General features: G+C 66.9%; 23 protein-coding genes. 10 read left to right on the forward strand and 13 right to left on the reverse strand.

Going from position 1 to position 25,950, the window contains the following annotated elements; translation table 11 throughout:
- Positions 1-998 precede the first annotated feature (998 nt).
- Positions 999-4,457, reverse strand: coding sequence for a TM0106 family RecB-like putative nuclease (locus ACPPVQ_RS12380; RefSeq protein WP_426515400.1), 3,459 nt, complete (start codon positions 4,455-4,457; stop codon positions 999-1,001).
- Between the two features lie 269 nt (positions 4,458-4,726).
- Between ACPPVQ_RS12380 and ACPPVQ_RS12385 the strand changes: the two genes are divergently transcribed.
- Positions 4,727-5,173 (forward strand): (deoxy)nucleoside triphosphate pyrophosphohydrolase, encoded by a 447-nt coding sequence (locus ACPPVQ_RS12385; protein ID WP_426515401.1) that lies wholly within the window; start codon positions 4,727-4,729, stop codon positions 5,171-5,173.
- A gap of 504 nt (positions 5,174-5,677) precedes the next feature.
- Here the strand turns inward: ACPPVQ_RS12385 and ACPPVQ_RS12390 are convergent.
- Positions 5,678-6,241: a hypothetical protein gene (locus ACPPVQ_RS12390; protein ID WP_426515402.1), complete on the reverse strand. Its 564-nt coding sequence runs from the start codon at positions 6,239-6,241 to the stop codon at positions 5,678-5,680.
- 222 nt (positions 6,242-6,463) lie between these two features.
- Between ACPPVQ_RS12390 and ACPPVQ_RS12395 the strand changes: the two genes are divergently transcribed.
- Positions 6,464-8,590, forward strand: a complete 2,127-nt coding sequence (locus ACPPVQ_RS12395; protein WP_426515403.1) for a hypothetical protein — start codon at positions 6,464-6,466, stop codon at positions 8,588-8,590.
- On the forward strand, positions 8,583-9,929 hold the full coding sequence (locus ACPPVQ_RS12400; RefSeq protein ID WP_426515404.1) for a hypothetical protein: 1,347 nt from the start codon (positions 8,583-8,585) through the stop codon (positions 9,927-9,929). Before ACPPVQ_RS12395 ends, ACPPVQ_RS12400 begins: the two co-directional genes overlap by 8 nt.
- Here the strand turns inward: ACPPVQ_RS12400 and ACPPVQ_RS12405 are convergent.
- The 6 genes from ACPPVQ_RS12405 to ACPPVQ_RS12430 all read right to left on the reverse strand — a co-directional run bounded on the left by ACPPVQ_RS12405 (position 9,916) and on the right by ACPPVQ_RS12430 (position 13,934).
- Positions 9,916-11,070, reverse strand: coding sequence for a T6SS phospholipase effector Tle1-like catalytic domain-containing protein (locus ACPPVQ_RS12405; protein ID WP_426515405.1), 1,155 nt, complete (start codon positions 11,068-11,070; stop codon positions 9,916-9,918). The genes ACPPVQ_RS12400 and ACPPVQ_RS12405 overlap by 14 nt on opposite strands.
- An 83-nt stretch (positions 11,071-11,153) precedes the next feature.
- Positions 11,154-11,648, reverse strand: a complete 495-nt coding sequence (locus ACPPVQ_RS12410) for an MSMEG_6728 family protein (protein ID WP_426515406.1) — start codon at positions 11,646-11,648, stop codon at positions 11,154-11,156.
- Between the two features lie 71 nt (positions 11,649-11,719).
- Positions 11,720-12,286, reverse strand: coding sequence for a DUF2510 domain-containing protein (locus ACPPVQ_RS12415; RefSeq protein ID WP_426515407.1), 567 nt, complete (start codon positions 12,284-12,286; stop codon positions 11,720-11,722).
- 78 nt (positions 12,287-12,364) lie between these two features.
- Positions 12,365-12,817: an SRPBCC family protein gene (locus ACPPVQ_RS12420; protein ID WP_426515408.1), complete on the reverse strand. Its 453-nt coding sequence runs from the start codon at positions 12,815-12,817 to the stop codon at positions 12,365-12,367.
- A 15-nt stretch (positions 12,818-12,832) separates the two neighbouring features.
- Complete coding sequence (locus ACPPVQ_RS12425) at positions 12,833-13,270, reverse strand: hypothetical protein (RefSeq protein WP_426515409.1); 438 nt, start codon at positions 13,268-13,270, stop codon at positions 12,833-12,835.
- An 88-nt stretch (positions 13,271-13,358) separates the two neighbouring features.
- A complete protein-coding gene (locus ACPPVQ_RS12430) occupies positions 13,359-13,934 on the reverse strand; it encodes an HhH-GPD-type base excision DNA repair protein (RefSeq protein ID WP_426515410.1) in 576 nt (191 codons plus the stop codon).
- Between the two features lie 163 nt (positions 13,935-14,097).
- On the opposite strand from ACPPVQ_RS12430, the gene ACPPVQ_RS12435 reads away from it, so the two are divergent.
- Positions 14,098-14,457 carry a hypothetical protein gene (locus ACPPVQ_RS12435; protein ID WP_426515411.1) on the forward strand — a complete coding sequence of 120 codons (360 nt, stop codon included), beginning with the start codon at positions 14,098-14,100 and terminating at the stop codon, positions 14,455-14,457.
- A gap of 30 nt (positions 14,458-14,487) precedes the next feature.
- Here ACPPVQ_RS12435 and ACPPVQ_RS12440 read toward each other — a convergent pair whose 3' ends face one another.
- Positions 14,488-14,823: a nuclear transport factor 2 family protein gene (locus tag ACPPVQ_RS12440; protein WP_426515412.1), complete on the reverse strand. Its 336-nt coding sequence runs from the start codon at positions 14,821-14,823 to the stop codon at positions 14,488-14,490.
- Between the two features lie 143 nt (positions 14,824-14,966).
- Between ACPPVQ_RS12440 and ACPPVQ_RS12445 the strand changes: the two genes are divergently transcribed.
- The 3 genes from ACPPVQ_RS12445 (at position 14,967) to ACPPVQ_RS12455 (ending at position 18,040) form a co-directional block, all read left to right on the forward strand.
- Positions 14,967-15,911, forward strand: coding sequence for a quinone oxidoreductase family protein (locus ACPPVQ_RS12445; RefSeq protein ID WP_426515413.1), 945 nt, complete (start codon positions 14,967-14,969; stop codon positions 15,909-15,911).
- 163 nt (positions 15,912-16,074) lie between these two features.
- Positions 16,075-16,920, forward strand: coding sequence for an NAD(P)-dependent oxidoreductase (locus ACPPVQ_RS12450; protein WP_426515414.1), 846 nt, complete (start codon positions 16,075-16,077; stop codon positions 16,918-16,920).
- 67 nt (positions 16,921-16,987) lie between these two features.
- Positions 16,988-18,040, forward strand: coding sequence for an ATP-dependent DNA ligase (locus ACPPVQ_RS12455; protein WP_426515415.1), 1,053 nt, complete (start codon positions 16,988-16,990; stop codon positions 18,038-18,040).
- A gap of 68 nt (positions 18,041-18,108) precedes the next feature.
- On the opposite strand, the gene ACPPVQ_RS12460 is transcribed toward ACPPVQ_RS12455, so the two are convergent.
- From ACPPVQ_RS12460 to ligD, 4 genes are all read right to left on the reverse strand, one after another.
- Positions 18,109-19,935, reverse strand: coding sequence for a cell wall-binding repeat-containing protein (locus ACPPVQ_RS12460; RefSeq protein WP_426515416.1), 1,827 nt, complete (start codon positions 19,933-19,935; stop codon positions 18,109-18,111).
- Between the two features lie 298 nt (positions 19,936-20,233).
- Positions 20,234-20,599: a TfoX/Sxy family protein gene (locus ACPPVQ_RS12465; RefSeq protein WP_426515417.1), complete on the reverse strand. Its 366-nt coding sequence runs from the start codon at positions 20,597-20,599 to the stop codon at positions 20,234-20,236.
- A gap of 1 nt (position 20,600) precedes the next feature.
- Positions 20,601-21,035: an SRPBCC family protein gene (locus ACPPVQ_RS12470; RefSeq protein WP_426515418.1), complete on the reverse strand. Its 435-nt coding sequence runs from the start codon at positions 21,033-21,035 to the stop codon at positions 20,601-20,603.
- A 9-nt stretch (positions 21,036-21,044) separates the two neighbouring features.
- Complete coding sequence (gene ligD / locus ACPPVQ_RS12475) at positions 21,045-22,067, reverse strand: non-homologous end-joining DNA ligase (RefSeq protein WP_426515419.1); 1,023 nt, start codon at positions 22,065-22,067, stop codon at positions 21,045-21,047.
- Positions 22,068-22,171: 104 nt separating this feature from the next.
- On the opposite strand from ligD, the gene ACPPVQ_RS12480 reads away from it, so the two are divergent.
- From ACPPVQ_RS12480 to ACPPVQ_RS12490, 3 genes are all read left to right on the forward strand, one after another.
- Positions 22,172-22,849 (forward strand): endonuclease/exonuclease/phosphatase family protein, encoded by a 678-nt coding sequence (locus ACPPVQ_RS12480; protein WP_426515420.1) that lies wholly within the window; start codon positions 22,172-22,174, stop codon positions 22,847-22,849.
- Positions 22,850-23,044: 195 nt separating this feature from the next.
- Entirely contained in the window at positions 23,045-24,496 is a 1,452-nt protein-coding gene (locus ACPPVQ_RS12485) for a lipase maturation factor family protein (protein ID WP_426521254.1), read from the forward strand.
- Positions 24,493-25,944, forward strand: a complete 1,452-nt coding sequence (locus ACPPVQ_RS12490) for a phytoene desaturase family protein (RefSeq protein ID WP_426515421.1) — start codon at positions 24,493-24,495, stop codon at positions 25,942-25,944. The genes ACPPVQ_RS12485 and ACPPVQ_RS12490 overlap by 4 nt, the downstream gene beginning before the upstream one ends.
- Positions 25,945-25,950: the final 6 nt, after the last annotated feature.

The raw sequence follows: 25,950 nt of genomic DNA on the forward strand, positions 1-25,950 counted from the left end.
ATGATGTATCAATGAAAGAAAGGCCGATACCCCACCCGGAAAAGACCTGTCCTGATCAGTCTATGAAATATCAGTGGGCCGAGTCCAGTCGACCGGCGCCCTGTGGAAAATTCATATGCAATTTCAGTAATACATGCATAGAACTGCGATTTCGGGTTCGCGTCACCGAGCGCTGCACTGAAGTATCCGCAACTGTCCACTGATCCATCGCACGGATCGCACTCCACTTCGGCTCGCGGAACCTCGGTCGCCCGGACCCGCCCCTAGCTTGGCCATGTGCCGCGCATCGTCGCCTGGGTAATCGTCGATCGGACCTCCGGCGGCGATTGTCGAATGACGGGAGATAAGGATGCTTTCGATGAGACAGCAGCTGGAACGCTTGTTTCCGGTGATTTTCGCAGTCATAGTTCTAAGCCCCCGGACTGCTGACCAGCCACGCAATCGGCGGGTGATTTCCCATTCAACATCTCGTGCGTGGGTCAGGTGTTCACTCCTGGCGGCTTTTCTGTGCTTCGTGAGTCAGTCAATCAGGCACGCTCGAAAGACCCAAAGGAAAGCCAACTACCCCCATAAATCGAATGGCTAACCCATTGAAACAATTCGCATCCTCACGGCGAACAAAGTTCCGGCTCTTGTTTGGCCGACAAACCCGGCTCGCGCTTGTCGCGACCCCCGCCCGGGCAACTCTCACTTGGGGCTTGCTTCTCGGCTACAACGCAGCTGGGTGGTTGTGGCCAAACCTTATTTCTTGGTGGGGCTGGGTGACAGTCAGCCTGCTTGGCTTCATAGGTTTCGCAATTGTGGGTCGAGGTTGGGCCGACAAAGATCTGCAAATATCCAACTCGACCGAAGAGGAATAGGCGGACACGCGTTTAGCCCGGGGCGCGACAAACCCATATTGGTTCGCTCGGAACCCGCACTACCGCTCCGGAATTCCTTGGTGTTGGCATGAGATCCGTAGGCGAACTGTAGCTACCTCCGCGAAGCGAGTCCGGCCGCTACTCAACCAGCCGGATGAACGCGCTGAGTTCCGCGACACCTTCGGGTCTGATCGGCAGGTATTCCGTCAGCTCGGGCGAGTAGACGAGGAACGCCGCCCATTTTGCGCGTGAGATCGCCACGTTGAGCCGGTTCTTCATGATGAGGAACGACATTCCGCGGGGAACGTCGGCCGCCGACGATGCGGCGAGGGACACAATCGCAATCGCCGCCTCCTGGCCCTGGAACTTGTCTACGGTGCCAACGCGAACATCGCCCAACCCCGCCAGTACCAGCGCCTCGTGCACCATCGCGAGCTGAGCGTTATACGGGGTCACGACGATCACATCCGCTTCGGTCAGCGGTTCCCCGAATCGCGAAGCCGAGGGGTCGGTCCATGTCGTTCCCAGAACTGACCGCACGAGTTCGACAACAACAGCGGCCTCTTCCGGCGATTCGGTCGCGTTCCCCCAGTGTTCGACCGGCACGACGTGGAGTCCAGGCTCGACGCCTTCGAGCATCCGTTCGGACGCTTCGAGCTGCGAACTCAGCTTGCCTTCGTATGACAACCGCGAGACCGGAACGGTCAGGGCCGGGTGCATCCGCCGGCTTTCGGCGAGGAAGTAGCCGAGTTCGGGCGGCAGCACGTCGTGTCCTTCGCTGACCCAGCCGAGCGCGGACTGGTCCACGGGTTCCGGATGCGTGCCCTGACTGACCTGGGGCAACTGCTGTGGGTCGCCAAGGAGGAGGAGGTTGCGCGCGGCGACGCTTGCCGAGATCGTTGCCGCGAGTGAGAACTGTCCGGCTTCGTCGACGACGAGCAGGTCGAGGCTCTTGCGCGGGATGCGGGCGGCGTTCGCCAGATCCCAGCCGGTGCCGCCGACGACGTATCCGGTGTCGCGCCGCTCGAGCGCGAACAGGAGCTGCCCGTCTTTCTCGAGCTCCGTGTATTCGTGGGTGCCGAGCACGGCATCCTTTTTCGGAACTTTGCCGACGAGCCGAGGGTCGAGCCCGGCGAGCACGACGGCGTCGAGCAGGTGCTCGACCACACTGTGCGATTGCGCGACGACCCCGATTTTCCACTGATGTTTGGCGACCAGCTCCGCGATCACGTGGGCGCCGAGGTAGGTCTTGCCGGTTCCCGGCGGCCCCTGCACGGCGAGGTACGAGCGTTCGAGCCCGAGAAGGCTGCCGACGACGGAGGGCACGAGATCGGGCCCGGGCGGCGGAAGACCTCCGGTGCGCGTTCGCGGCGGAATCCGGCGCAGGATGTCCACCATCGGGTCGCGCGGCCATTCGGGTCCAGCCTCTTCGGTCTGCGCCGCGAGCAGAGCACTCCCCCATTCGTCGATCGCTTCGATGAGCCGGTCGGCGCGGGGTGGGCCAGCGGGCGTCAATGCGGTCGGAAGCACCGAGTAGTGCCCGACTTCTTTCGGGAGGATCTCTTCGACGAGCACAGATCCGTCGTCTTCGACTTCGAGCACGCGCACCGACTTGTAGGTGCGCGATCCCGGTTCGGCTGTCGGGTTGGTGAACGGCCCGGGGTTTTCGTAGATGATGTACGGCCCGGCCTGGTCGCTCGCTTTCACGTTGGAGCCCGGACCCCATTGCCCACGCAGCAGCAGCTCGCGCCGTTCTGAGGTCTGCCGGCCTTCGTGGTACCAGTCGCGGATGACGACGGCAGATTCGATGACGAGGGCGTCGCGGGTGTCGGCCCAGTCTTCGATCGGCTGCATGAGGCGTGTGAAGTGTTCTTGCCAGAAGGTCTTGTTTTCGCGGCGGTGGTAGTCGATCGCAGCCGCCGCGAACGCCAGGGCGCGCTGGTCGGATGTCCGCTCCGGGTCGAGCGGATCGCCGGCCAGTGCGAGCAAGCCATCTCTCAGGGGCGACGGTTCCAGGTCGATGTCGGGTTTGTCGGGCGCCTGCTCGCCGATGGGTACGCCCGCGCGGGCCGCCTGAGCGAGGAGGTAGTCGCGGAGGCGGAGGGTGGAGACGCAGTCGTAGCGGTTGTAGTCGGCGATGGAGTCGAGCATCCGCTGGCCTTCGGCGACATCGCCACCGGCGATGAGGTCGCGAGCATCCGCGTATTCGGTGATGGATGCGGCCGCGTTCTGCACCTCGCCTTCGCGGATCTCTTCGCCCATGTAGAGGGGTTCGAGTTTCTTGATCGAGTACGAGCGCGAGCCGACTCTGAGCGCTTTGCGGACGATCGGGTAAAGGTCGACGAGCACGTTTTCGCGCAGCAGCTGGTCGACTTCGTCTTCGCCGACGCCATGGCGGGCGGCCAGGCTGAGCAGGTGCGTCCGCTCGTAGGCGGCGTAGTGGTAGACGTGCAGGTCAGGATGCTGTCTGCGGCGTTCGCCGAGCCAGTCGAGGAAGCCGCGCAACGCTTCCCGTTCTTCGGCGAAGTCGTGCGCCCAGAACGCCGTGAAGTCTTGCTGGACGTCGACCGAGCCGAACAGGTAGTCGAGCCCCCAGCGCTCCCCCGCGCCTTCGGTGTACAGGGGGTCGCCTTCGAAGTCGAAGAAGATGTCGCCGGGGCTCGGCGTCGGCAGCACGGCGAGAGCGGATGCCTCGTAGACGACCACGGGCGGCGGCTCGTCCGCGTGCGCATCCCTTTGTAGCTGTGCCTGCAGTTTGAGCGAGGCGAGGGTCGTGTCCGCGATGCCGGGAACGGTCGCGAGGTCGGTGGTCGCAAGGTCGTCGATCGTCAGGATGCCCGCGGCCGCGAGGCGCGCGCGTTGCGTGACGCGCATCCCGGCCACCAGCAGCACGTCGCGGGACGCCTGGATCTCGGCGTCGCAGTCATCGCAGTGGCCACACACTGCGTAGCGCGGATCGCCCCATTGCACCGCCTGCGTGTCTTCGAGGCGTTCCTGCACGATGTGGAGGAGACGTTGGCGACGTTTGCCGTAGACCGGGGAGATGTCGTCGAGGCGGTGCACGCTGATCGTGCCGTCGCCGAGGAGGAGTTCGACCATCGGCGCGACGCGGACTCCGAGGTGCTCGAGCTGTTCGGCGTAGGCGGCGAGCTGCAGGAGTGCGGTCACGCGGGCGCTGCGGGCGAGCTTGGTGTCCTGCACCTGGTAGCTGCCGTCGGGCTGCCGCACGATGAAGTCCGCGAACCCGAGGAAGCTGCCGTCGAAAAAGGTGGCCTGGAAGACGACTTCGGCCTGGTCGGCGAAGGCCTGGCGGGTGGTGGCGACGGCTTGTTCGAGGTTTTCGGCGGTGAGAGGGCCGTCGGGGCGCGGGATCTCGACCGTTCCTGTGCCGTGATCGGTCTTGTAGCGCGCGAGCACGCGGGCTTCGTGTTCGTCGCCGAGCCGGCTCGTGCGCACGTACATCGGGTCTTCGGGCACGTCGAGCTTGTCGATGCGACCCAGTTTCACGTCAAGCTTGCGGAGGAACGCGAACTCACACTTCGAGGCTTCCGTGAGGTCGCTGGCGCTCGTGACGACGCTGCCGTCGAGTATGAACACGCGACCCCCTTCGTGATGTGCTGCTTTATGCCTCGAGCGTATCGGGAGGGTGTGACAGTGGACAGAAGCCTCAAATCGCAGAATCTAGACACAGGATTCCGCGCTCGAGAGGATACCGGCGATCGGGGCCTTAGCAGGCGCTTCAACCCGTCATCGTTGCCGAAATGGGGTCCGCGATACACAATTGGGCCTCAGACAACAGGCATGTCCAACGGAAATTCGGGGCTTCCATCCATTTCTTCACACCAGAGCGATTTACTAGGGGAAACATGAGGCCCGTGGAAGTTGTTGCAGCGGTGATTACCTCCGGGATGAAGGTCCTGGCGTGTCGGCGATCTATGCAGAAAACTGCCAGTGGTCTGTGGGAGTTCCCAGGTGGCAAGGTTGAGGCGGGCGAGTCACCTGAGAGTGCGCTCGTGCGGGAAGTACGCGAAGAACTGCAGGTCGCAATTGAGGTTGGGCAACTCATCGACAGGACCGTGACCGTGTCGGCAGGAGTGTCGATCGATCTCACGTGCTATCACGCAACCCTTATCGGTGACCCTCCGAAGCGCAGCACGGATCACGACGAGCTGCGTTGGATGGCAGTTTCAGACCTTCCACAACTCAAATGGGCCGAACCGGACCTTCCTACCGTTGCTCGTTTGATTGCTCACGCGAACGGCTCCATCTCCGGGGAACCAGCTGCCGATTCTTACTCACCGTCAATCGGGTGAGGGTTCACACTCGCGTCGTCACCCAGCTCGTGGTTGGCCCAACGAAGTAGGACTAGTCGGAGTACCAGATCGCATATTGCTGTTACGGCGATACCAAAAGCAATCCAGCCTGCGTTGATTTCAAGCTCCGAGACCAGGCAGACAATTCCGATACTCACTGAGCCGACGATGACGTCCGCCAAAACGCGAGCGTGGACTGATGTCGCAGCATTGGACCGCTCGGTCCCACACACCTCTTGAAAGTCGCGATCGCGCCGGAGGACCCGAATGGCAATTGTCGCTCCAACGACGACCGTGACCAGCATTAGCGAGGTGAGAACAGCCGTGACCCACTCCGCCTGTTTAGACGCCTTGCTACCAATTGCACCTCCAAGGGCGCCCGCGAAGGTGATCGCGACGAAGCCCACTATTCGTGCATTCAAAAACAGGACCAACTCTCGATTGCGCGTCGGGCTTGCGGTAGCGTCAACGCGACTGCAAGCCCGACGACTAGCTAAACAGCGATCAGCGGCACTCCGGATTACCGAGCAACTGCGCGTAGATACGAAGGATGTTCTTACACAGTCCATGGGCAATGACCGCTGCCGTTGCAGCGGTAGTCACCCCCGCTACGACCGCACACAGGGCCCAACCCACCCCCGGAATCGCACAGAGAGCAATCCCGAGCGCAGCGCCTCCGCCTGACGCTAGTACTCCCTGATCCGTGCGGTTGAACTCGACATAGAGGCCCCATTTGGGATCGGCCCCTCCGCCAAGACGGGACATGGGCGGCTTGTCCGCGACAAACGTCATAGTGGCTCCCGTTGGGAGGCTAAAAGTCGTCTGGCGAGTTCCGTCCGACGAAATGGATTCCGTGCGTGGCGCATCGGAGTCGAGCAACTCGCGATAAGCGAGCCCGATGACCTCCTTCGTCAACTCTGGAATGGCCTCTGCCGAGTCCGGCAGGGCACTCACCGCGGCCGGGCCGTTTGTGACTGGCATTTCGGCGGCCTGGGCTGGGAGGCTGGCCGCGGCTGCGATAGCTGCACCAAGGAACAGCGCAAGGAACGACTTCGTCGTGTTCTTCATTGAGTTCACCTATTCGTGGGTTTCCAATTTGGTGGGCCCGGAAATTAGGCCCATCGGTATTCACTCTTCATGTTTTCCATAACGCACGCAATGCTTTCATTAGTAGACGCGGCCATTCCGCTCGACCCCCACCCCTCCTTCCCAAAACCCTCCCCTCCGCGCCATGATCGAAACAGCACTTCTTGAGCAACACTCACGGTTGAGTACAAAGAAGAGGGCACCATGGGGGATACAACCACCGACGACGCCGACGCCCGAGCAGACGACCAGGCTCCGCTGAGGCCGGCGACGCGCGATCCCGAGCGCGCGCATCCGCCGGCGAAGCCACACACCAAAGCCGCGGAGAAGCCGCCACGCCCCCGCAACACCCCACCCGTGCGCCTCCCCGACCGCCGCCTCCTGCGCACCTACGCCTTCGACCCGATGTCGACCCGCCTGTCCGGGCAGTTCCTCACCCTGAACATCCCGTTCGAGCGCGGACTCGACCCCGGCCCCTCCGGCGAGCTCATCCAGGTGGTTGACTTCGATGCAGTCCACGACGTCTGGTACCGACCCATCGACCTCAATGACCCCGCGATTCTTGCGCAGAGCGGGCTGACGCCATCCGAATCGGATCCGCGCACTCACCAGCAGGTCGTGTATGCCGTCGCGATGAGCGTCATCGAGCGGTTCGAGCGGTTCGGAGGGCGACGGTTCCGGTGGCGCGGCGGGCGGGAGCTGCGCATCGTGCCTCATGCCTTCGAAGACCGCAACGCGTTCTTCGACCCGGAGCGACGGGCCGTTCTCTTCGGTTACTACCGAGCCGACGAGCGCGATCCCGGCGCCAACCTGCCCGGCCAGGTGATGTTCACGTGCTTGAGTGTCGACGTCGTCGCACACGAGGTGACGCACGCGATCGTGCATCGCATCCGCAAATATTTCTCCGAAGCGACCAACCCCGACGTGTTCGCCTGGCATGAGGCGTTCGCCGACCTGGTCGCCCTGTTCCACCACTTCCTGTTCCCCGAAGTCGTCTCGGAGGCGGTCGCCAACTCTCGCGGTGAACTCAAAAAGGGTTCGGCGCTGCTCGACCTGGCCCTCGAGTTCGGCGAGTCCACGGGGCGTGGCGCCGCCCTTCGCTCGGCCCTCGGCTCGCCGCGCACGCCCAAACAGTTCCTCAACGCGACCGAGCCGCACGAACGCGGATCCTGCTTCGTCGCCGCCGTCTTCGACGCCTATCTCGACACCTATATCGACCAGATCTCCGACCTGCGCCGCATCGCGACCGGCGGCACCGGCGTGCTCCCCCCGGGCGCGCTGCCACCCGACCTGGTCAAACGCGTGACCGTCGAAGCGATCCGCAACGCGGACCGACTGCTCGGGATGGTCGTGCGCGCGTTCGAATACCTTCCGGTGGTCGACGTGACCTTCGGGGATGTCGTGCGCGGCATCGTCACAGCCGACCGCGCGCTCTACCCCGACGACGCATTGCACCTGCGCACGAACCTCGTCGAAGCGCTGCGTCGCCGCGGCATCTACCCGCCGTCCGTCTCTTCACTCGCGGAAGCCTCGCTCGTCTGGCCGACACCGGTCGCTCCCCTCAGCCTGACCGCGGGCGACCACAAGGTCGACCTGGCGCCGCTGATCGAGGATGCCACGCTCAACCTCGATACCAACGGCGAGGCATCGACGTTGGCGACGAGCGCAGAGGATGAAGACCCCGAGCAGGCGGCGATGGACACTCCGCAGCCCTCGCCATCCGCCGAACACAACTCGTCCACCGCCGTCGACCTCATCGCGTGGGGCAAGGCGCACGCGCACGAGCTGGGCCTCGATCCGGAGCTGAAGCTCGAACTTGTCGGAGTCCACGCGGTGTACGTGCAGGCGTCTGACATGCAGCCGCGCCCGATCGTGGTGGCACAGTTCGCCCAACGACACGAAGAGCTCGAAGACCAGACGCTTCCGCCGGGCAAGCGGGTTCCCATCCGTTCGGGAACCACGGTGATCGCGCGGGTCGACGGCGAGGTCGTGCACCTCGTGCTGAAACCGCTGCCGCTCACGAAGCCCGCAGCCCTGGATGACCCGCACACGTTCGAGAACAACCCGTACGGCGACGAGATACGCGCCTTCGCGCAGTCCTGCAACGAGATCGGCCAGAAACGCGCCAAGGCACTCCAGGACTGGAGTGACCAGGTAACGTCAGCGGATGCGCTGGCAGCCTGGACCGACCAGCCATCGCAGCTGCGCCTCACCTTCGCGCAACTGCACGCCGACCAGGAGATCCAGTCGGTGCTCGACGCCAGGACCGCCCAAGCACGGAAGAACCGACGCAGGCATCGCCACCACGGGCAGGGGGCCGACAATGTCTGACACGACAGGCACCGGCACCGGCACTGATGCCGGCACCGCCCCCGCCACCGAGACCACCGTCTCCGTGCGCATGTACAACGTGGGTTTCGGCGACTGCTTCGTCGTGACCGTGGGCCGTGCCGACCAGGCGTGGCGCATGCTCGTCGACTGCGGCGTCCACAGCCAGGGCCGCGCACAGGTCGACGGCGTCTCGCGCACCATCGGAGAGGTCGTCAAAGCCGTCATCGCCGATCTCACCGCAGTCACGCCGGCCGGCTCTCCCCCACGCCTCGACGTGCTCGTCGCCACCCACCATCACCAGGACCACATCACCGGTTTCGCCGTCGCGGACTGGGAGGCGGTCGAGGTGGGCGAAGTCATCGTCCCCTTCGTGGAGAATCCCAATGACAAGGACGCGCAGGCGCTGCGCAACTCGCTCGTGTCGACGGCGACGAAACTCAACGGGATCATCGAGGCCACTGCCAAACGCAAGGAGAAGAACGGCAGCGGCTTCACGGATGCCCTCTCGCTCGCCAACTCGTTCGCGATCAATTCGATGGGCAACGCCGCGGCCACCGACCGGCTGCTGCACCAGAACGGCCTGCACTTCCTGGAGCCGACGCACGACATCTTCTTCGCGCCCGACCGGGACCCGGCGAAGAATGTCATCCCGACGTCGATCGACGGGGTGAGCATCCACATTCTCGGTCCGTCGCGCGACCCGAAACAGCTGTCGCTAATGAACCCGCCTGCTTCGGCGGAGTGGCTGCAGCTCGACCCCGACCAGGGACTCGAGGATGACGACACACCCGCGCTGTTCCCGGCGATCTATGTGGTTCCGGATGACGAACACGACGAACTCCCCACCGAGCTCACCAAAGCGCGCGCATCCCTTCGCCTGTCCCAGCTCGCCACGAGTGATGCAGCGCTGCTCGGGGCGGCCGCCGTGCTCGAGCGGTCCGTCAACAATACGAGCGTGTACTTCGTGCTCGACGTCGCGGGAACGCGCCTGCTGTTCGTCGGCGACTCGCAGGAGGGCGCGTGGGAGCACGTTCTCGACGACGCGGAGTCGCGCGCGCTGGTGAGCAACGTGGCGTTCTACAAGATCGGCCACCACGGGTCGCACAACGCGACGCCGAAGTCGTTCGTGGAATCGGTGCTCGGTGACGGGGCGTACGCGATGCTGCCGTGGGGGCTGGTGAAGAAGTGGGCGGAGACGATTCCGAAAGCGGAACTGCTCGCGGCACTCGCCGACCACAAGACGCACGTGATCAGGGCAGATGCCCCGGTCGCCGAGACGACGCAGATCGAGGTGGGGCCCGGCCAGCTCTGGAGTCAGGTGACGTTCACGGTGCCGTAGGGGCGGCCGGCGCAGGCTCTGCCAGCGCCGAGGTCGCCGGCGCGGCGGGTGCCGCCGGCGCGGCGGGTGCCGCCTGCGCGGCCGGCCCCGCCTGCCCAGGCAGCGGGGTGAGCGTCTCCCAGTCGGGGTCGGCCCACTGCACGCTCGGCGTCAGGTGCGGCGTGTACAGCCCGCCACCCTGGAGGCGGGCGCGCACGCTCGAGTGCAGTACGGCATCCGCCGGGATCGGCCGCGTGCGGTCGATGAAGATCTTGTAGATCCACGGGTTCTTGTGGATGATTCCGTTGACGTTGTCGGCGCTGACCGTGCACGACTTCACGTACGCGGCCGGTTCGACGAGCATCCCCTCTTCGACGGCGCCCTCGACGATCCACTTGAGCGAGACGGACGAGAGCCGGCCGTCGTCGGGAAAGGTGCCGCCGACATCCGTGTGCACCCCGGCGAACCAGACCTCCTCGAGCCGGGAATCGTCCGTCGGCGTCACAAGGTATTCGCGGAACGGCCGGCGCTTCTCGTCGATCGACACCGCATGCCGCACGCGCGCGTCGTTGACCAGCTTGCGCGTGTATGGCCACTTGATGTCCCATTTCAGGATGCCCGCCGCCTTCACCGTGTCGAAGGCACCCAGGTAGGCGATGGGCACGGTGCTGCGGCCCGCGACCTTGCGGGAGAAATTGTCGGTGAACTCGTCGATGTCGGCCCAATGGTCCTTGTCGTCGCCGCGGCGACGGGCGAACTCGGCCACCGCATACGGCACGAGGTTCTCCGAGCCCGGGTAGAGCAGCCCGATGGTGCGCAGCATGCCCGACAGCGCGCGGGCCGTGTAGGCGCCCCGGCTGAAGCCGAAGAGGAAGATGCGGTCGCCCGGGTTCCACGTCTGCATGAGCCAGGTGTATGCCTCGCCCAGATTCTGGCGCAGGCCGTTGCCGAACGCGAGGCCGCCCACTCGCGAGAGGCCGCGCGCGAGCGCACCCCAGGATGCGGCGGATGCGAACGTGCCGACGCCTGGGTCGTAGTAGGCGACCTGCTTGTCCGGGTCATCCAGGTCGAGCATCGAGAAGATCTTGATGACGTTCGAGTCGCCTGTCGCGCGCGGCTGAGCGCCTGTTCCGTCAAGACAGATCACCAGGTTCTTGCCCATCGGACACCTCCGCAGGTCGCCGTGCACGCACGGTTGGGTTACACGGTAGCGGCGCGGCACCCACGCTGGCTAGAGTGGGCCCGCTAGAGGTGCTTGCTGGGCCAGACGTACGGCAGGTCGGCCGGTACACCGGTAAAGAGCGGGCCGTAGAAGTCGGGGTCCTTGCGAATCAGGTTCGACTGGTGACTGAGGTGGAATCCGGCGTCACCCAGCCAGGCGGGCAGCTCGAGATCGTCCTGTTCGAGGGCGTCGACCCCGGGAGCGAAAGGGATGACCTGGTCGCGAACGGTGTCGGGGCGGCCCTGGGCGACCCACTCATCCGCCATCGCAAGGGTGTATTTGGTGAGTGCCGGAACGAAGCCGCGCCACATCAGTGTCGCCGGGTGATGCTGCCACCCATAGGTCGGGATCGTCACCGCCCGCAGCAGCTGCAACCCTTCGACCCGCTGCTTGCCAAGCCGGGAGCGGTCGAGCACACGCGCACTCTCCCGGAACGACGGATACGGCAGGAACGTCTGCATCACGCCCAGCGTACCCGCGCCCGCGCCCGCCCCGGTGCCCGCGCCGCGAGTGGGCACTCGTTTTCGTCAGCCGTCGACGTCAGGCGACAACAACTGTCATCTCGAGTCGGGGAGGGCCTGGGCGCGGGTCAGCCGAAGGTGGCGAGGACGAGTTTGAGGGCCAGGCCGGCGAGCGGGATGCTGAACGCGAAGACAAGGCCGAACGCGAAACCGGTGAGGCCTGCGCTGAGGCCGCCATTGCGGCGCACCCGGAAGAAGCTCACGGCCGCCAGCAGGATCGCCATGATCGCGACGCCGGTTCCGATGAGGCAGAGGGCGACCGCGATCCAGCCGAGCACACCGAACGGCGACACACGCCAGGCCAGGTCGGCGCAGATAACCGTGACGACGAAAAGGATGGCCGACGTCACGCCGCAGTTCACGCTGCGGTAGGCGAGCTCATTGCGCTTTCGCGCCTTGCCGGCGCGGGACCGGAAGGGGGTGTAGTCGTCGTCTGCGTCGCCTGCGTCGCTGGACGCGCCGTCCGCCTCGACGTCTGCCGGCTCGGCCACGACATCCGGAGCGATGATCTCGGAAACCGTCGGCTCGGGCTGCCGGGTGTGGTCGCTCCACGACATGCCCGTCCACCAGCGCTGGGCGGCGCTTCCGGTCGGGTCCGGATACCAGCCGGCCTGAGGAGCGCGGGCGTCGGTCATGCGAGGGCCTTTCGTCGGACACAGTGCATCCACAGGTTAAGGACCGGGGCATCCCGCCCACGAGCCCCAGAGCGCGGGTCAGTCACTGCCCGGCCCACCCTCGAGGTGCTCCTTCAGCCGGTTCATCATGCGCAGGTTTTCTTTGACGGTGGTGCTCACGACCACGGGATGCAGCACGGCCAGCAGTCCGCCGGTCACGATCTCGCCGGTGCGCACGACACGTGTTCCGCCGGCGATCGGCACGAGCTCGTACCGGATGGTGATCGCGAGGCGGCCGTCGGAGCGCGCCTGGTGGAAGACGAGGAGATGGTCGGGCTCGCATTCGAGCACCGTCCCCTCCAGGTGCATGCCCTGGATCTCGTCGGTGTACGTTGTGCCTTTCACGACCGGATTGTCGGAGACCCGCACAGTCGCGCGGTAGGTACTCGACGGGTCGAGCCAGCCGGGGAAGCCGGCAAGGTCGGCGAGCAGGGCGAAGACGTCGCCCGCGGGTCGTTCGACGTCGGTTGTGATCGTCCTCGTGGACTTCATACCCGCATCGGCGTCTCAGCTTTCGCTGGACGGCCCGAGGTCGGCTGACCCGACGTACCGGTAGAGCACCCGGCCGCCCGGCTCCCAGTGGCCCTTTTCGAGCGTGAATTCCGCGGCGAGGTTGTCGGCGCCGTAGGTGCCGATGTCGCGGATCGCGGGGGCAGGCTGGCCGCTCGCCAGCGCTTCGATCGACTCCCGGTAGATGGTCCCGTCGGGGTTCACGAGCACGGCGGTGTAGTGGCTCGACTCCCGCAGGTCGGCGACCGGGTACCAGTCGCGGTGGTCGATCTGCACCATCGCCGTCTCATCCAGGTCGCTCTTGGGGCGCACGCCGGTGGCGAGCCCGTCGACCCAGCGGTCGCCGTCGAAGTAGCTGTAGAGGTTGCCGACGGGGGCTTCGAAGTCCTCTTCGTCGCAGTCGGGAGCATTCAGGTGCGCGAGCGGGCTGGTCATGTCGCCGATGCTACTGCCGTCGGGCGGGGTGCGGAAGGGCGCGGCAACGGATGCGGCGACGGATGCGGACGTCGCGGCCGCACATCCGTCACCCGTTCTTCGCCGCGGCCTTCGCCGCCCGCTTGAACTCGCGCACCCTGGTGAGTGATTCCGGGTCGACGATGTCGGCCACCGACCGGTACGAACCGGTCTCGCCGTATGGAGCTGAGGCGTCTTGCCACCCGGGCGCGGCGACACCCCACTGTTTGCCGAGCAGCGCCAGGAAGATCTTCGCCTTCTGCTCGCCGAAACCCGGCAGCGCCTTGAGCCGGGCGAGCACCTCGGCACCGTCAGGGTCGCCCTGCGTCCAGATGGCGGATGCGTCCCCACCCCAGTCGGCGACAAGCGCCGCGCACATGGACTGGATGCGCCCGGCCATGGACCCCGGGAACCGGTGCACGGAGGGCGGCTGCTTCATGACGGCGAGGAACGCATCGGGGTCGTAGGACGCGAGGGTCGCGGCATCAAGGCCGCCCAGGCGGTCGCGGAGTTTCGCGGGACCCGAGAACGCGGTCTCCATGGGGATCTGCTGGTCGAGCAGCATTCCGATGAGGAGGGCGAGCGGGTCGGTGGAGAGGAGCGCGTCAGCCTCGGTGTCGCCAGTGATGTGAAGGTCGTGGGCCATTCATCCATCTTGCACCGACCCGGGTTGCGAGCCAACGCGCAAGCGGAACCTGTGGAGAACCCGTCCTGGCGCCCGGTTCATCCCCTGTGTTGGGGCTGACTCGTGCCCGTGGCAGCTGGGAGGGTGGATCGATGGCGACCCGAACCCGACCCCGAGTCCTGCCATGACTGCGCGCGCATCGCTCTGGTCGGTGCGGGCCGAACCGCCGAATCCGCTGCCGACGATCCTCCTCCTCACGGCCGCTTCGATCCTGCTGGTGCCGCTTGCCGCGATGAACATCATCGGCTGGGTGCTCGCTCCCGGCGTCGACGTGCGCGAACCCGACGCGGTCGCCCGGGCCGTGCAGGTCGTCTTCGTGCTGGCCTGGTTCGTTCCGTTCCTCGGAACGGTCGCCGCAGACCTGGTGTCATTCGCGCTCTACCGCCGCAGGCGCGACCCCGTACTCCTCGGCGTCGCAGCGCTCGTGCTCGTCCTCGCCGGATGGGCGGTCAGCCTCACGGTGCCCGCGATCCTGATGGCGTAGCCGGACGCCGCACAGCCGAGGCGAGCCTTGTCAGGCCGTGATGGTCATCCGCTCGATCGCGTCGCCCGCGACGAGGAACGTGAACGTCGACGGGCCGTTGAACCCGCTGCCGCCGACCCGCGCCCGCACGGCGACCCCGTTCGGGATCTCCACGAACACCAGGTCGTCGAGCGTGACGTGCAGCCCGAGGAACTCGTGGTCGCTCCAGTCGCGGATCGCGTCCCGTCCGCTGAACTCGCGACCCCAGTCGTCGACCGTCCCCGACGCGGCGAACGCGTCGAGGAACCGCTCGGTGTCGTGGGCGTTCGCGGCCTCGATGGCTTCACTCACCACCGCAGGCACGCCCTCGGGGACATGGATGCGCATGCACCCAGTCTGGGTCACCGAGCCCCCGAACAGGGGGAAGCAGAGCGCGCGTCGTGCCGGTTTCACGCCGTCACGGGATCTCAGGCTGTTCAGGAGCACCCGACGTTGGCAGCATGGAGGTGACAACGAAACGGAGCACGACCATGGCTCGAGTGGTGCAGTTCGAAAAAGTGGGTGGACCGGAGGTCCTCGAAATCGTCGAGGTGCCGACCCCGGCCCCCGGCGACGGCGAGGTCCTCGTCGAGGTCAAAGCCGCGGGCATCAATCCTGTCGACCTGAAGCTGCGTTCGGGCGAGCGTCGCCTGCCGACGCCCACGGGGCCATGGCGCCTCGGCTCGGATGCCGCGGGCGTCATCACGGCGATCGGTGATGGGGTGACCGGATGGGCAGCGGGCGACGAGGTGATCGTCCGCGGTGCGCACGGTGCCTACGCGACGCATGTGGTCGCATCCGCCGCTCGGCTGACACGCAAACCGGCTTCGATCAGCTGGGAACAGGCGGCCGCACTCGGAACACCGGTGAGCACCGCCTACCAGGTGCTCACATCGCTCGGGGTGGGCGAAGGCACCACGCTCCTGCTGCACGCCGGGTCTGGCTCCGTGGGAAGCGCGGCCATCCAGTTCGCGAACGCCTGGGGCGCGACCGTCATCGCGACCGGCAGCGAGGCCAACCAGCAGCGGATGCGCGAGCTCGGCGCCATCCCGACGACGTACGGGCCCGGGCTGGTCGACAGGGTACGCGCTCTCGCGCCGGGCGGGGTGGATGTCGTGCTCGACGCGGCCGGCACCGACGAAGCGCTCGAGGCATCCTTCGAGCTCGTCCCCGACCGCTCCCACATCGGCACGATCGTCGCGGGCGCCCGCGCCGCCGACCTGGGGATCCGCGCGTGGGCCGGGGGAAGTCCCGTGCCGCTGACGCCAGAGGAGCTGGCCACGCGCGCCGAAGCGTACGGCGTGGTCGCCGACCTGCTGGAGCGCGGCGAGTTCCGGATCGACGTGTCGCGCGTCTACCCGCTCGACGAGGTCGCCGCGGCCCACCGCGACATCGAGTCCCGCGCCGTCTCGGGCAAGGTCATCCTGGCACCCTAGCCCCCGGCGCTGGCGCGCCGGCCGCCGAATGGACAGTTGTTGTCGTCCCGCCCGCTTCAGAGACGACAACAACTGTCAACTCGCGGGCCTGCGGGGCCGGGAGAACGGTTCGGCGCTTGTACGCGGGCAGGATCGGGCGTGGAATGGGGTCTGGAGGCTGATCATGAGAATCTCATTCATCGGACTGGGGCGCATGGGTCGCGAACTCGTCGTCCACCTGATCGACGCCGGGCACGAGGTGACGGTCTGGAACCGCAGCGCTCCGGCCGCTGAAGAGGTCGGCGAACGGGGCGCGACGGTAGCGCAGACCGCTGCCGACGCCGTCGCCGGCGCCGAGGTCGTCGTGTCGGCGCTGTTCGGCCCCGACGCCGTGCGCGAGGTCATCGTCGACGGCGGGCTGCCGTTCGTCCCGTCCGCGCTGTGGATCGACGTGACCACGGTCGCGCCCGCCGATGCAGCGGCCTTTGCCGACTGGGCGTCGAAGGCCGGCGTTCGCTACGTGCACTCCCCCGTGATCGGTTCGCTGGCACCCGCCCGCGCGGGACGCCTCGCCGTGCTGGTGGGCGGCGACCCGGATGCGGCCACAGAGGCGGCGGGGATCGTCTCGGTCTGGGCAGACCCCGACAAGCTGCGGATGATCGACTCGGCAGCGAAGGCCGCCACCGGCAAGCTGATCGCCAACCTCGCGCTCGCCGTCTCGATGGAAGGGCTCGTCGAGGCTCTCCGCCTGGGACATTCGAACCACCTCAACACAGACGAGGTGCTGTCGACCCTCGCTTTGTCGACGCTGGCGCCGCTGGCCGCTGGCAAGGGCGACACGATCCGCCAGCGGGCATTCGACGACACCCAGTTCTCCGTCGACCTGCTGCTGAAGGACACCCGCCTGATGATCGCGAGCAGCCGCTCGCCGCTGCCCGCGGTGTCGGTGGTGCACGAGGCACTCGAGGACGCCTCCCGCGACGGCCGCGGCGAAATGGACATCGCCGTCATCGCCGAGCGCGACGCCTGAGCCGTCGGCAGACCGCCGGCGAGCCTGACCGCTGGCGCGTCCGACCCGGCTGCGGCAAGATCGAGCCATGGAACCCTCGGTCTCTTCCCCTGTCGCTCCGATGCTCGCCAAGGCGGTGAACGAGGTCCCCGAACAGGACAGCGTCGCCGGCGGGCTCAGTTTCGAACCGAAGTGGGACGGCTTTCGCGCGATCGTCTACTTCGACGGTGAGACGGTCGAGATCGGCAGCCGCGGCTCCAAGATGCTGACGCGCTACTTTCCCGAGCTGACGGATGCGTTCGCCCGGCTCCTTCCTGGCCCGTGCGTGCTCGACGGGGAGATCGTCGTCCCCACCGGGGCGAGCGGCAGCGAACGGCTCGACTGGGAGGCGCTTTCGCAGCGCATCCACCCCGCCGCCAGCAGGGTGCAGAAGCTCGCTGCCGAGACCCCGGCGATGTTCATCGCTTTCGACCTGCTCGCCGAGGGTGACAGGAACCTGACGGTCGTTCCGTTCGGCGAACGTCGCGCCGAACTGGAGCGCCTCATCGGCCCGCTGCCGCATCCGCTGCACCTGACCCGCACGACGACGGATGTCGACCTCGCGCGCCGCTGGCTGGTCGAGTTCGAGGGCGCCGGGCTCGACGGCGTCGTGGCGAAGCCGCTGTCGTCGGCGTACGCGCCGAACAAACGGGTGATGCTGAAGATCAAGCACCATCGAACAGCGGATGTCGTGGTCATCGGCTACCGCATCCACTCGAGCGGGCGCGGCGTCGGCTCCCTGCTCCTCGGGCTCTACGACGATGACGGCCAGCTGCGAAGCGTGGGGGGCGCGTCGGCGTTCACCGACGCCCGGCGCCTGGAGCTGATCGACGAGCTCGACCCGCTGGTCGAGCGCGACGCGGACGGCGAGATCGTGAAAGGCGAGGGCGAACGCAGCCGCTTCTCGTCCAGCAAGGATGTCTCGTTCGTGCGGCTGCGACCTGAGCGGGTCGTCGAGGTGCGCTACGACCAGATGGAGGGGATGCGCTTTCGGCACACGGCCCAGTTCGATCGGTGGCGCCCGGACCGGGAGGCGCGCTCATGCACGTTCGAGCAGCTGGACCGGCCGATCGCCTACGACCTGAGCCAGGTCATCAGCTGAGCCGGATACGTCGGCTGACCTAGGTGTGCTGGGGTGGGGGCCGCCGGGCTGTGGCGGCCCCCACGGGTTCAGCAGTTGTGCATTGCTGCGACGGCCGGGCTGAGGGCGCCGGTGCCACCGATCAGGGTGACACTGGTCACCCCACGGCCGGCGAGGTCCGCCTCCGAACCGTCCGGCACACAGACCGGGTTGACCACGTAGAGCGGTGAGCCCTTCACCGCGGCCAGAACCGCACCGGAGAGAGCATCCGCGAACTGGCTGCCCGCCGCGAAGTACGCGCTGGTCCCGCTCGTGAACGCGGCCGCGTTGATCGCCTGCGACGTCGCATACCGGTCAGTGCCCGACAAACGCGTCACCGGACCGAACCCGCCGAGCTGAGCCGCGATCCCGGCCGAGACCGCTCCCGTGCCACCGACCACGGTGAACGCGTTCGCCCCATGCGAGGCCAGGTAGCCCGTCGTCGTCGCATCCAGCGAGCCCAACGTGCCGTTCACCAGAATGACCGGCAAACCCGCCGCCCCGGCCGCAGCCGCCGACGACAGAGCATCCGGGAAACTCATCCCCGACGCGACATACACCTTCTGCATCGTCGGGAACGCCACATCCACCACCTTGCGCGCCGTCTCGAACCGGTCAGCCCCGGCAACCCGGGTCACCGTCGCCGCCAGCGGAACCAACTGCGCCGCCACCGCATCCGAAATCGCACCGGTTCCACCGACGATATAGATCGTCGACGGCTGCAACCGCTGGATCTCCGCCTTCACACTCGCCGGCAGACTGCCCTGCGCCGTCAACAACAGCGGACCACCCAGCTTCGCCGCCGGAGCCGCCGCCGCCAAACCATCCGCAAAACCCAAACCACTGGCCACGAACACCACCGGCGCCGTCCCCGGGAACGCCGCCCGCGACACCTGAACCGCCGTCGAATACCGATCAGCACCCGACACCCGGCTCACCGCAGGATTCCACCGCGCCGACGCCACATCAAACACCGCCATCGTGCCGGTCACGTTCGCGTCGGTTCCATCGATCGTCGTCCAGATCTGCTTGCCGTTCGGCGTGAACGCGAGGTTCCACGGGCCCCCGCCCGTGATCGCGTAGTGGTTGACTACAGCCTTCGTAGCGACATCGATGACCGCAACGTTCCGGCCGTACCAGTTGAGTACCCAGGCCTGCGTGCCATCCGGCGAGACCCTGATGGCCTCCGGAACGATGCCGACGTTGGGGATGTTCGTGGAGACCAGGTACGTCGCGGTCGAGATCACCGACACCGTGCTCGTGTGCTTGGCGTCCCCGCCGTTCGTCACGAACAGGGTCGTACCGTCGGGAGTGATCGCGAGGCCCTGGGGCGAGTTCCCGAGAGGAATCGAGTTCGTCACCGTGCCTGTTGCGACATCGATGACGGAGACCGAGCCGGCGCCCGAGGTTCCGTCGCCGTCGTTGACGACGTAGGCGCGCGAGCTGTCCGGGCTGAACACGACGTCCAGCGGCGTCTGGCCCACGGGGATGTATTTGAGCACCGATCGCGTGGCAGGGTCCACCACCGCCACCAGCCCCTGCGTCTTGCCGAACTGGGGTGCGATGGCGTAGACCTTCGAGCCGTTGGGTGCGTACGCGACGTCCCAGAGCGGGTAGGGCGCCACGATCGTGCCGAGTTTGGTCTTGTGCGCCAGGTCGACCACGGTCAGGCCGCCTGAGTCGGACTCGCCCATGTACGCCGCGTAGGCCTGTGTCCCGTCGGGGCTGATCGCTACACCGTTGGCTCCAGGTCCGTCGACCGTCGTCGACCACACTTTCGCGTGGGTCGTGGTGTCGAAGGTCGTGATGGCGCCGAAATAGGTGTTCGGATCGGCGGTCACGGCTACCGCCGTTGTTCCGTCGGGCGTGATTGCCACGCCTCCCGGGTTGTTGCCGACCCGGAAGACGGGCGTTCTGTATGAATCGGTGGCGGATGCGGGGGCTGCCGCTACCACTGCCAATCCGGTCAGCGCAACGACGGAGAGAACCGCGGCTAGCTTGCGCCTACCGCGCCTTCGGCGTGCGAGTCGATCAGAAGACAGAATTGGTCGGTTGCGCATTTCCCCACGCATTCATCCATGGCGCGGATGGAACTCCGCTGCTCTGACGCAATTATGCATGTGCGCAGGTTCCCATGGACGTGCCGGTTGGCCCCTCTTCAGGGCGCATTTCGGATCAGCGCTTGGTGCGCGGCTTCGCGACCTTCGGCGGGAGCTCGGCGACACGGGACAAGGCACGTTCGATCCACGGCGTGATGAGCTCAGGCGTCGCCGACCACGCAGCCGGCAGCCCAACGTAGCCACCCATCGGCCGTTCGGCGGGCCCGAAGGGTCCCGTTCCCTCGATCGCCGCGAGTTCGTCGCGCGCCTCGTCGTCGAGCACCTTCACCCCGATCACGTCGCCGAAGAGGCCTGCGAACATGTTGCCGTGGACGAACGCGCCGAGGTTGCCGAACATCGGCTTGACCTCGACATCCGGCGCCTCGGGGACGACCGACCGGAAGAGCGCCTTCGTCTCTTCGCCGGGCTTCGGGATCTGCACGTCAGGCCCCCATCGCCTTCGGCACGTTGTGGATGTTCGCAGCCTCGCTCGCGACCTGTTTGGTGATCATCCCCTTCATCAGCACCATCGCGCCCTTCGGCGTGAGGTCGATGGTGAACGTGACCTCGGTCGTTCCCGGCACGATCTCCCTCAACACGAACGAACCGAGAGGGCGAGCGGGTCCCGCGATCGTCTCGAAATCCATCCGGGTCGGCGCCTCGTATCGGGTGATCCGGTAGTCCCCCTTGATCGTGCGGCCCGCCGGACCCTTCATCGACTGTGCGTAGGTGGTCCCGACTCCCGGGCCCGTCCCATCGACGAGTTCGATGGAGACCACTTCCGGCCTCCATTTCTGCTCGTTCATCCCGTCTGCCAGGAACTCGAAAACCTCGGCGATCGGACGGTTCACCATCACGGTCTCTGCTGCGTGAGCCATTCCTGCTCCTTACGCTTCCTTGCGGGCGCGGCTCGGCTGCACACGGGGCGGTTCGCCGGGCATCTTGGGATAGTCGGGCGGGAACGGAAGCTCACCGAGACCGTTCTCGAGGTCGCGGGCCCACCATCCGAGCAGCTGGTCGATGCCACCGGGCTTCGCGCCGAAATCGGCCCACGGATCACCCACCGTACGAAGCCTGTCGGGCACCGTGAGCACGGTGAACGCCTTCGGGTCGGTGGTCTCCAGTTCATCCCAGGTGATGGGCGTCGACACCGGCGCGTGGGCGAGAGCACGCGGGCTGTACGCGCCGGCCATCGTGCGGTCGCGGTTCGCCTGGTTGAAGTCGACGAAGATGCGCTCCCCGCGCTCTTCCTTCCACCACGCCGTCGTCACCTTCTCGGGCATCCGCCGTTCGAGTTCGCGCGCTGCGGCGATGACGGCGTGCCGCACATCCAGGAACTCGCGCACGGGCTCGATGGGCGCGAACACGTGGAGGCCGCGGTTGCCGGAGGTCTTGATGAACGCATCCAGACCGGCTTCGGCGAGCACCTTGCGCAGCTCGATCGCCGCAGGGATCGCATCGTTGAAATCCGTTCCGGGCTGCGGGTCCAGGTCGATGCGCAGCTGGTCGGGGTTGTCGGAATTCTCGGCGCGCGACGGCCACGGGTGGAAGACGATCGTGTTCATCTGCGCAGCCCAGACGGCGGCCGCGGGCTCGTCGATGATGAGCTGCGGATGCGACCGAGCGCTCGGGTAGATCACCATCACGGAGCGCACATAGTCCGGCGCACCCTTCGGCGGGTTCTTCGAAAAGAACTGCTCGCCGTCGATGCCCTCCGGGAAACGCTGCAGCGAGAGGGGGCGGTCGCCGTTCGCTGCGACGAAGGCGTCGCCGACCGCGATCAGGTAGTTCGCGAGATCGAGTTTAGTGAAACCGAGGTCGGGCCAGAGCACGCGGCCCGGACTCGAGATGCGCACCTCGCGATCGCCGTGAGGACCGTTCACCGTCAGGACAACAGCTTCGCTCGCCATGCGACAACCGTACCGGTCGGGGGCCTGAAGGAGAACGGTCCAGGGGATGCGCATCGGGGCACCCTCGTGAATCGCGCGCACTTGCGTCGTAGGCTGGGGCGGTCATGAGGATCATCAGCTACAACCTTCGCAAACACGCTGCCGGGGGCGAACTCGCCGATCTGGCGGGCGCCTACGACGTCGACGTGCTGTGTCTCCAGGAGGCCGACAGCGAGGCGCTTCCCGACACACTCGGGCACCTCGTTCTCGCCGACTCCACCAAGACCAACCGCCTCGGGCTGGCCATCTACACGAACGCCGAACGCTACGACATCCAGTCGACGAAAGTGTTCGCGGTGCACAAGTCGATGCACGACCGGGTGCTCGCGCCGGCGCACGAACGACTGCTCGCGGCGCACCTCGTGGACCGTGCGACACAACAGGATGTGCTGGTCGGGTCGTTCCACGCGGCGCCGCTGACCGCATCCAATTCGCTGCGGCGCAAGCAGATCGCGGCCGCCCACGAGGGCATGCGGTCGCTGGCGGACGACCTGCCCGCCGTGATGGTCGGCGACTTCAACTATCCGTGGTTCATCCGGGGGCTCGAACGCCGGCTCACGACGTCAGGGTATGAGCTCATGCGCAGCACCGAGCCGACCTACGCGCGGTACAAGTTCTTCACCGGATACTTCGACTTCGTCACGTCGACCGGGTTCAGCATCGACCGCGTGGACGTGCTGCCCGCCGGCGCGTCCGACCACCGGCCGATCAGCCTCGCCGCCCACATCACCGCGGCGGCCTGACGCGCGCTCGCGCGCCCTGCGCGACCCGTGCCCCCCGCCCCGCCTGCGTCGGATCGGTCGCCAATCTATTGGCAACCAATCGCACCCGCGCGCACCCTTTCGGCAACCAACCGAACGACATCCATGAGCCCGTCCCGCACGCTCGACCGGGGGCCGCCGACGGCGTACGGTGGAGCCGGGCCGCGGGGTGATGACATGGACTGGCTGGCTGCGAGCGATTACTGGTTTGCACGTGAGGTGCTGCAGCGCGGCACCGCCGCCATCTACCTGATCGCGTTCGTCTCCGCGGTCAACCAGTTCCCCGCACTCCTCGGCGAGCGTGGGCTGCTCCCGGCTCCCGAATTCCTGAAGCTGAACTACGCGCGCCGTCAGCCGACACTCTTCCGCTGGCGCTACTCCGACCGGCTGCTGCTGACCGTCGCGTGGTCGGGCGCGGCGATCTCTGCGCTGCTGGTGGTCGGCATCCCGCAGCTCGCACCCGGATGGGTGCCGCTCATCCTGTTCCTCGTGATCTGGCTCGCCTACCTGTCGATCGTGAACATCGGCCAGACGTTCTACGCGTTCGGCTGGGAGAGCCTGCTGCTCGAGGCCGGCTTCACGGTCGCCTTCCTCGGCGGCAGTCAGGAAGCCCCGCCGATCACGGTCATCTTCCTGGTGCGCTGGCTGGTGTTCCGGCTCGAGTTCGGCGCAGGCATGATCAAGATGCGCGGCGACCGGTCGTGGCGCGACCTCACGGCGCTGTTCTACCACCACCAGACCCAGCCGATGCCGAACCCGGTCAGCCGGTACGCGCACCTGCTCCCCCGCTGGTTTCACCGTGCTGAAGTGCTCGCCAACCATTTCGCCCAGCTGATCGTGCCGTTCTTCCTGTTCGCGCCGCAGCCGATCGCATCCGTCGCCGCCGCGATCGTGATCCTCACCCAGGTGTGGCTGGTGTTGACCGGCAATTTCGCGTGGCTCAACGTGATCACGATCGTCCTCGCGTTCTCGGCGGTCAGCAACACGGTCGCGCACGTCGTGGTGCCGCTCATCCCCTCCACCGGGCCGACGGATGCGATGCCACCCTGGTTCGCTTTCGTCGCCCTCGTCGCATCCGCGCTGCTCATCGCCCTCAGCTGGTGGCCGGCGGCGAATCTGTTCTCACGCCACCAGCTGATGAACGCCAGCTTCAACCGCTGGCACCTCGTCAACGCGTATGGAGCGTTCGGCAGCGTCACCAAGGAACGCTACGAAGTCGTCGTCGAGGGCACCTCCGCCGAGCAGCCGACCGGCGACGCGGCCTGGCAGCCGTATGAGTTCAAGGGCAAGCCCGGCGACCCGCGGCGCATCCCGCGGCAGTTCGCGCCCTACCACCTGCGACTCGACTGGCTCATGTGGTTTCTCGCACTCGGTTCGCGAGACACGCGATGGTTCCTGATGTTCCTGACGCGGCTTCTCGAAGCCGACCGCCGCACACTGAAACTGCTGCGTGTCGACCCGTTCGGGGGAACGCCGCCGACCTGGGTCAGGGCCAGACTGTACCTGTACCGTTTCGCGACGCGACGCGAACGGCGGGATGAAGGGGTGTGGTGGATGCGCGAAGAGGCCGGGATGCTGGTCCCCCCGATTTCGCGTCCGACGCAGGCCCGCCGCGGGTACGGCCGATGATCGACGCGACCGTCGTCGGAAGCGGACCGAACGGCCTGGCCGCCGCCGTCACCCTCGCCAGGGCCGGCCTCGAGGTGGTGCTCGTCGAACGCGCATCGACGGTCGGCGGCGGGATGCGCACCGCCGAACTGACGCTTCCCGGGTTCCGGCACGACGTCTGTTCGGCCGTGCATCCGGCCGCGCTCGCGTCGCCGTTCTTCCGTGCATTCGGGCTGACGGAGCGGGTGCCGTTCGTCATTCCGTCGGCGTCGTACGCGCATCCGCTCGACCGCGGCGTCGCCGGGATCGCGTGGCACGACCTCGACCGCACGGCAGACGACCTGGGCCGCGACGGCGACGCCTGGCGCTCGCTCTTCGGACCGCTGGTGAAGCACATCGAAGCTCTGACCGATTTCACGGGATCGCAGCTCCTGCGGGTTCCGCCGCATCCGCTCGACGCGCTCACTTTCGGGCTGCGAGTGCTCGAGCAGGGGACGCCCGCGTGGAACGAGCGCTTCCGGGAGCGCATCGCGCCTGCCATGCTGAGCGGCGTGTCGGCGCACGCCGTGGCGTCGCAGCCGTCGCTCGCGGCCGCGGGAACCGGGCTGCTGCTCGGCGCCCACGCGCACGCGGCCGGGTGGGGATTCCCGGTCGGCGGCTCGCAGGCGATCGCGGATGCGCTCGCCGACGACCTTCTCGCCCACGGCGGACGCATCGTTCTGGACGCGGACGTGACGGGTCCCGCCGATCTCGAGCCCTCCCGGGTCACACTCCTCGACACCTCCCCCGCATTCCTGGACCGCTTCGCCGGCGACCGCTTGCCGGCCCGCTATCGCCGCGCGCTGCAGCGGTTCCCGCGCGTCGGCGGCGTCGCCAAAGTCGACTTCGCCCTCTCAGCACCCGTGCCGTGGACGAACCCGGATGTCGCCCTCGCCCCGACCGTGCACCTCGGCGGGTCGCGCGGTGCGATCCCCCGCTCCGAACGCGACGTGGCTCGCGGGCGCATCCCGTCATCCCCGTTCGTGCTGGTCACCCAGCCGAGCATCCTCGACGACACGCGTGCTCCCCTCGGCAAGCACACCCTCTGGGCATACATGCACGTGCCGGCCGGGTCGATCTACGATCCGACGGAGGCGATCACACGCCAGATCGAACGGGTGGCACCGGGGTTTCGCGATGTGGTGCTGGCGAGCGCGACGATGACATCACGCGACGTCGAGGCGAACAACCCCAACGATGTCGGTGGCGAGATCATGGGCGGGTCGGTCAGCGTGTACCGGCTGCTCGCCCGGCCGGTGCTGTCGCCGACGCCGTGGGCGACCCCGGCCGACGGCCTGTACCTGTGCTCGGCGTCGACCCCGCCCGGGCCGTCGGTGCAGGGGATGAACGGGTGGTACGCGGCGCGCCTGGCGGCCCGGACGCATTTCGGCCTCGAGGTGGGGTTCGACGACCTGCGGCCCGGACGCTGACGCGTC

This window comes from Leifsonia sp. McL0618, assembly GCF_049994905.1.
Classification (GTDB): Bacteria; Actinomycetota; Actinomycetes; order Actinomycetales; family Microbacteriaceae; genus Diaminobutyricibacter.

What these genes read in the sequence shown, in the direction of transcription:
- ACPPVQ_RS12435 (WP_426515411.1), top strand. Translation starts at nt 14,098, where the DNA reads ATGACTGCGCGCGCATCGCTCTGGTCGGTGCGGGCCGAACCGCCGAAT.
- ACPPVQ_RS12440 (WP_426515412.1), bottom strand. Translation starts at nt 14,823, where the DNA reads ATGCGCATCCATGTCCCCGAGGGCGTGCCTGCGGTGGTGAGTGAAGCC.
- ACPPVQ_RS12405 (WP_426515405.1), bottom strand. Translation starts at nt 11,070, where the DNA reads ATGGGCAAGAACCTGGTGATCTGTCTTGACGGAACAGGCGCTCAGCCG.
- ACPPVQ_RS12450 (WP_426515414.1), top strand. Translation starts at nt 16,075, where the DNA reads ATGAGAATCTCATTCATCGGACTGGGGCGCATGGGTCGCGAACTCGTC.
- ACPPVQ_RS12455 (WP_426515415.1), top strand. Translation starts at nt 16,988, where the DNA reads ATGGAACCCTCGGTCTCTTCCCCTGTCGCTCCGATGCTCGCCAAGGCG.
- ACPPVQ_RS12385 (WP_426515401.1), top strand. Translation starts at nt 4,727, where the DNA reads ATGAGGCCCGTGGAAGTTGTTGCAGCGGTGATTACCTCCGGGATGAAG.
- ACPPVQ_RS12400 (WP_426515404.1), top strand. Translation starts at nt 8,583, where the DNA reads ATGTCTGACACGACAGGCACCGGCACCGGCACTGATGCCGGCACCGCC.
- ACPPVQ_RS12490 (WP_426515421.1), top strand. Translation starts at nt 24,493, where the DNA reads ATGATCGACGCGACCGTCGTCGGAAGCGGACCGAACGGCCTGGCCGCC.
- ligD (WP_426515419.1), bottom strand. Translation starts at nt 22,067, where the DNA reads ATGGCGAGCGAAGCTGTTGTCCTGACGGTGAACGGTCCTCACGGCGAT.
- ACPPVQ_RS12445 (WP_426515413.1), top strand. Translation starts at nt 14,967, where the DNA reads ATGGCTCGAGTGGTGCAGTTCGAAAAAGTGGGTGGACCGGAGGTCCTC.
- ACPPVQ_RS12425 (WP_426515409.1), bottom strand. Translation starts at nt 13,270, where the DNA reads ATGACCAGCCCGCTCGCGCACCTGAATGCTCCCGACTGCGACGAAGAG.
- ACPPVQ_RS12430 (WP_426515410.1), bottom strand. Translation starts at nt 13,934, where the DNA reads ATGGCCCACGACCTTCACATCACTGGCGACACCGAGGCTGACGCGCTC.
- ACPPVQ_RS12485 (WP_426521254.1), top strand. Translation starts at nt 23,045, where the DNA reads ATGGACTGGCTGGCTGCGAGCGATTACTGGTTTGCACGTGAGGTGCTG.
- ACPPVQ_RS12470 (WP_426515418.1), bottom strand. Translation starts at nt 21,035, where the DNA reads ATGGCTCACGCAGCAGAGACCGTGATGGTGAACCGTCCGATCGCCGAG.
- ACPPVQ_RS12415 (WP_426515407.1), bottom strand. Translation starts at nt 12,286, where the DNA reads ATGACCGACGCCCGCGCTCCTCAGGCCGGCTGGTATCCGGACCCGACC.
- ACPPVQ_RS12395 (WP_426515403.1), top strand. Translation starts at nt 6,464, where the DNA reads ATGGGGGATACAACCACCGACGACGCCGACGCCCGAGCAGACGACCAG.
- ACPPVQ_RS12420 (WP_426515408.1), bottom strand. Translation starts at nt 12,817, where the DNA reads ATGAAGTCCACGAGGACGATCACAACCGACGTCGAACGACCCGCGGGC.
- ACPPVQ_RS12480 (WP_426515420.1), top strand. Translation starts at nt 22,172, where the DNA reads ATGAGGATCATCAGCTACAACCTTCGCAAACACGCTGCCGGGGGCGAA.
- ACPPVQ_RS12390 (WP_426515402.1), bottom strand. Translation starts at nt 6,241, where the DNA reads ATGAAGAACACGACGAAGTCGTTCCTTGCGCTGTTCCTTGGTGCAGCT.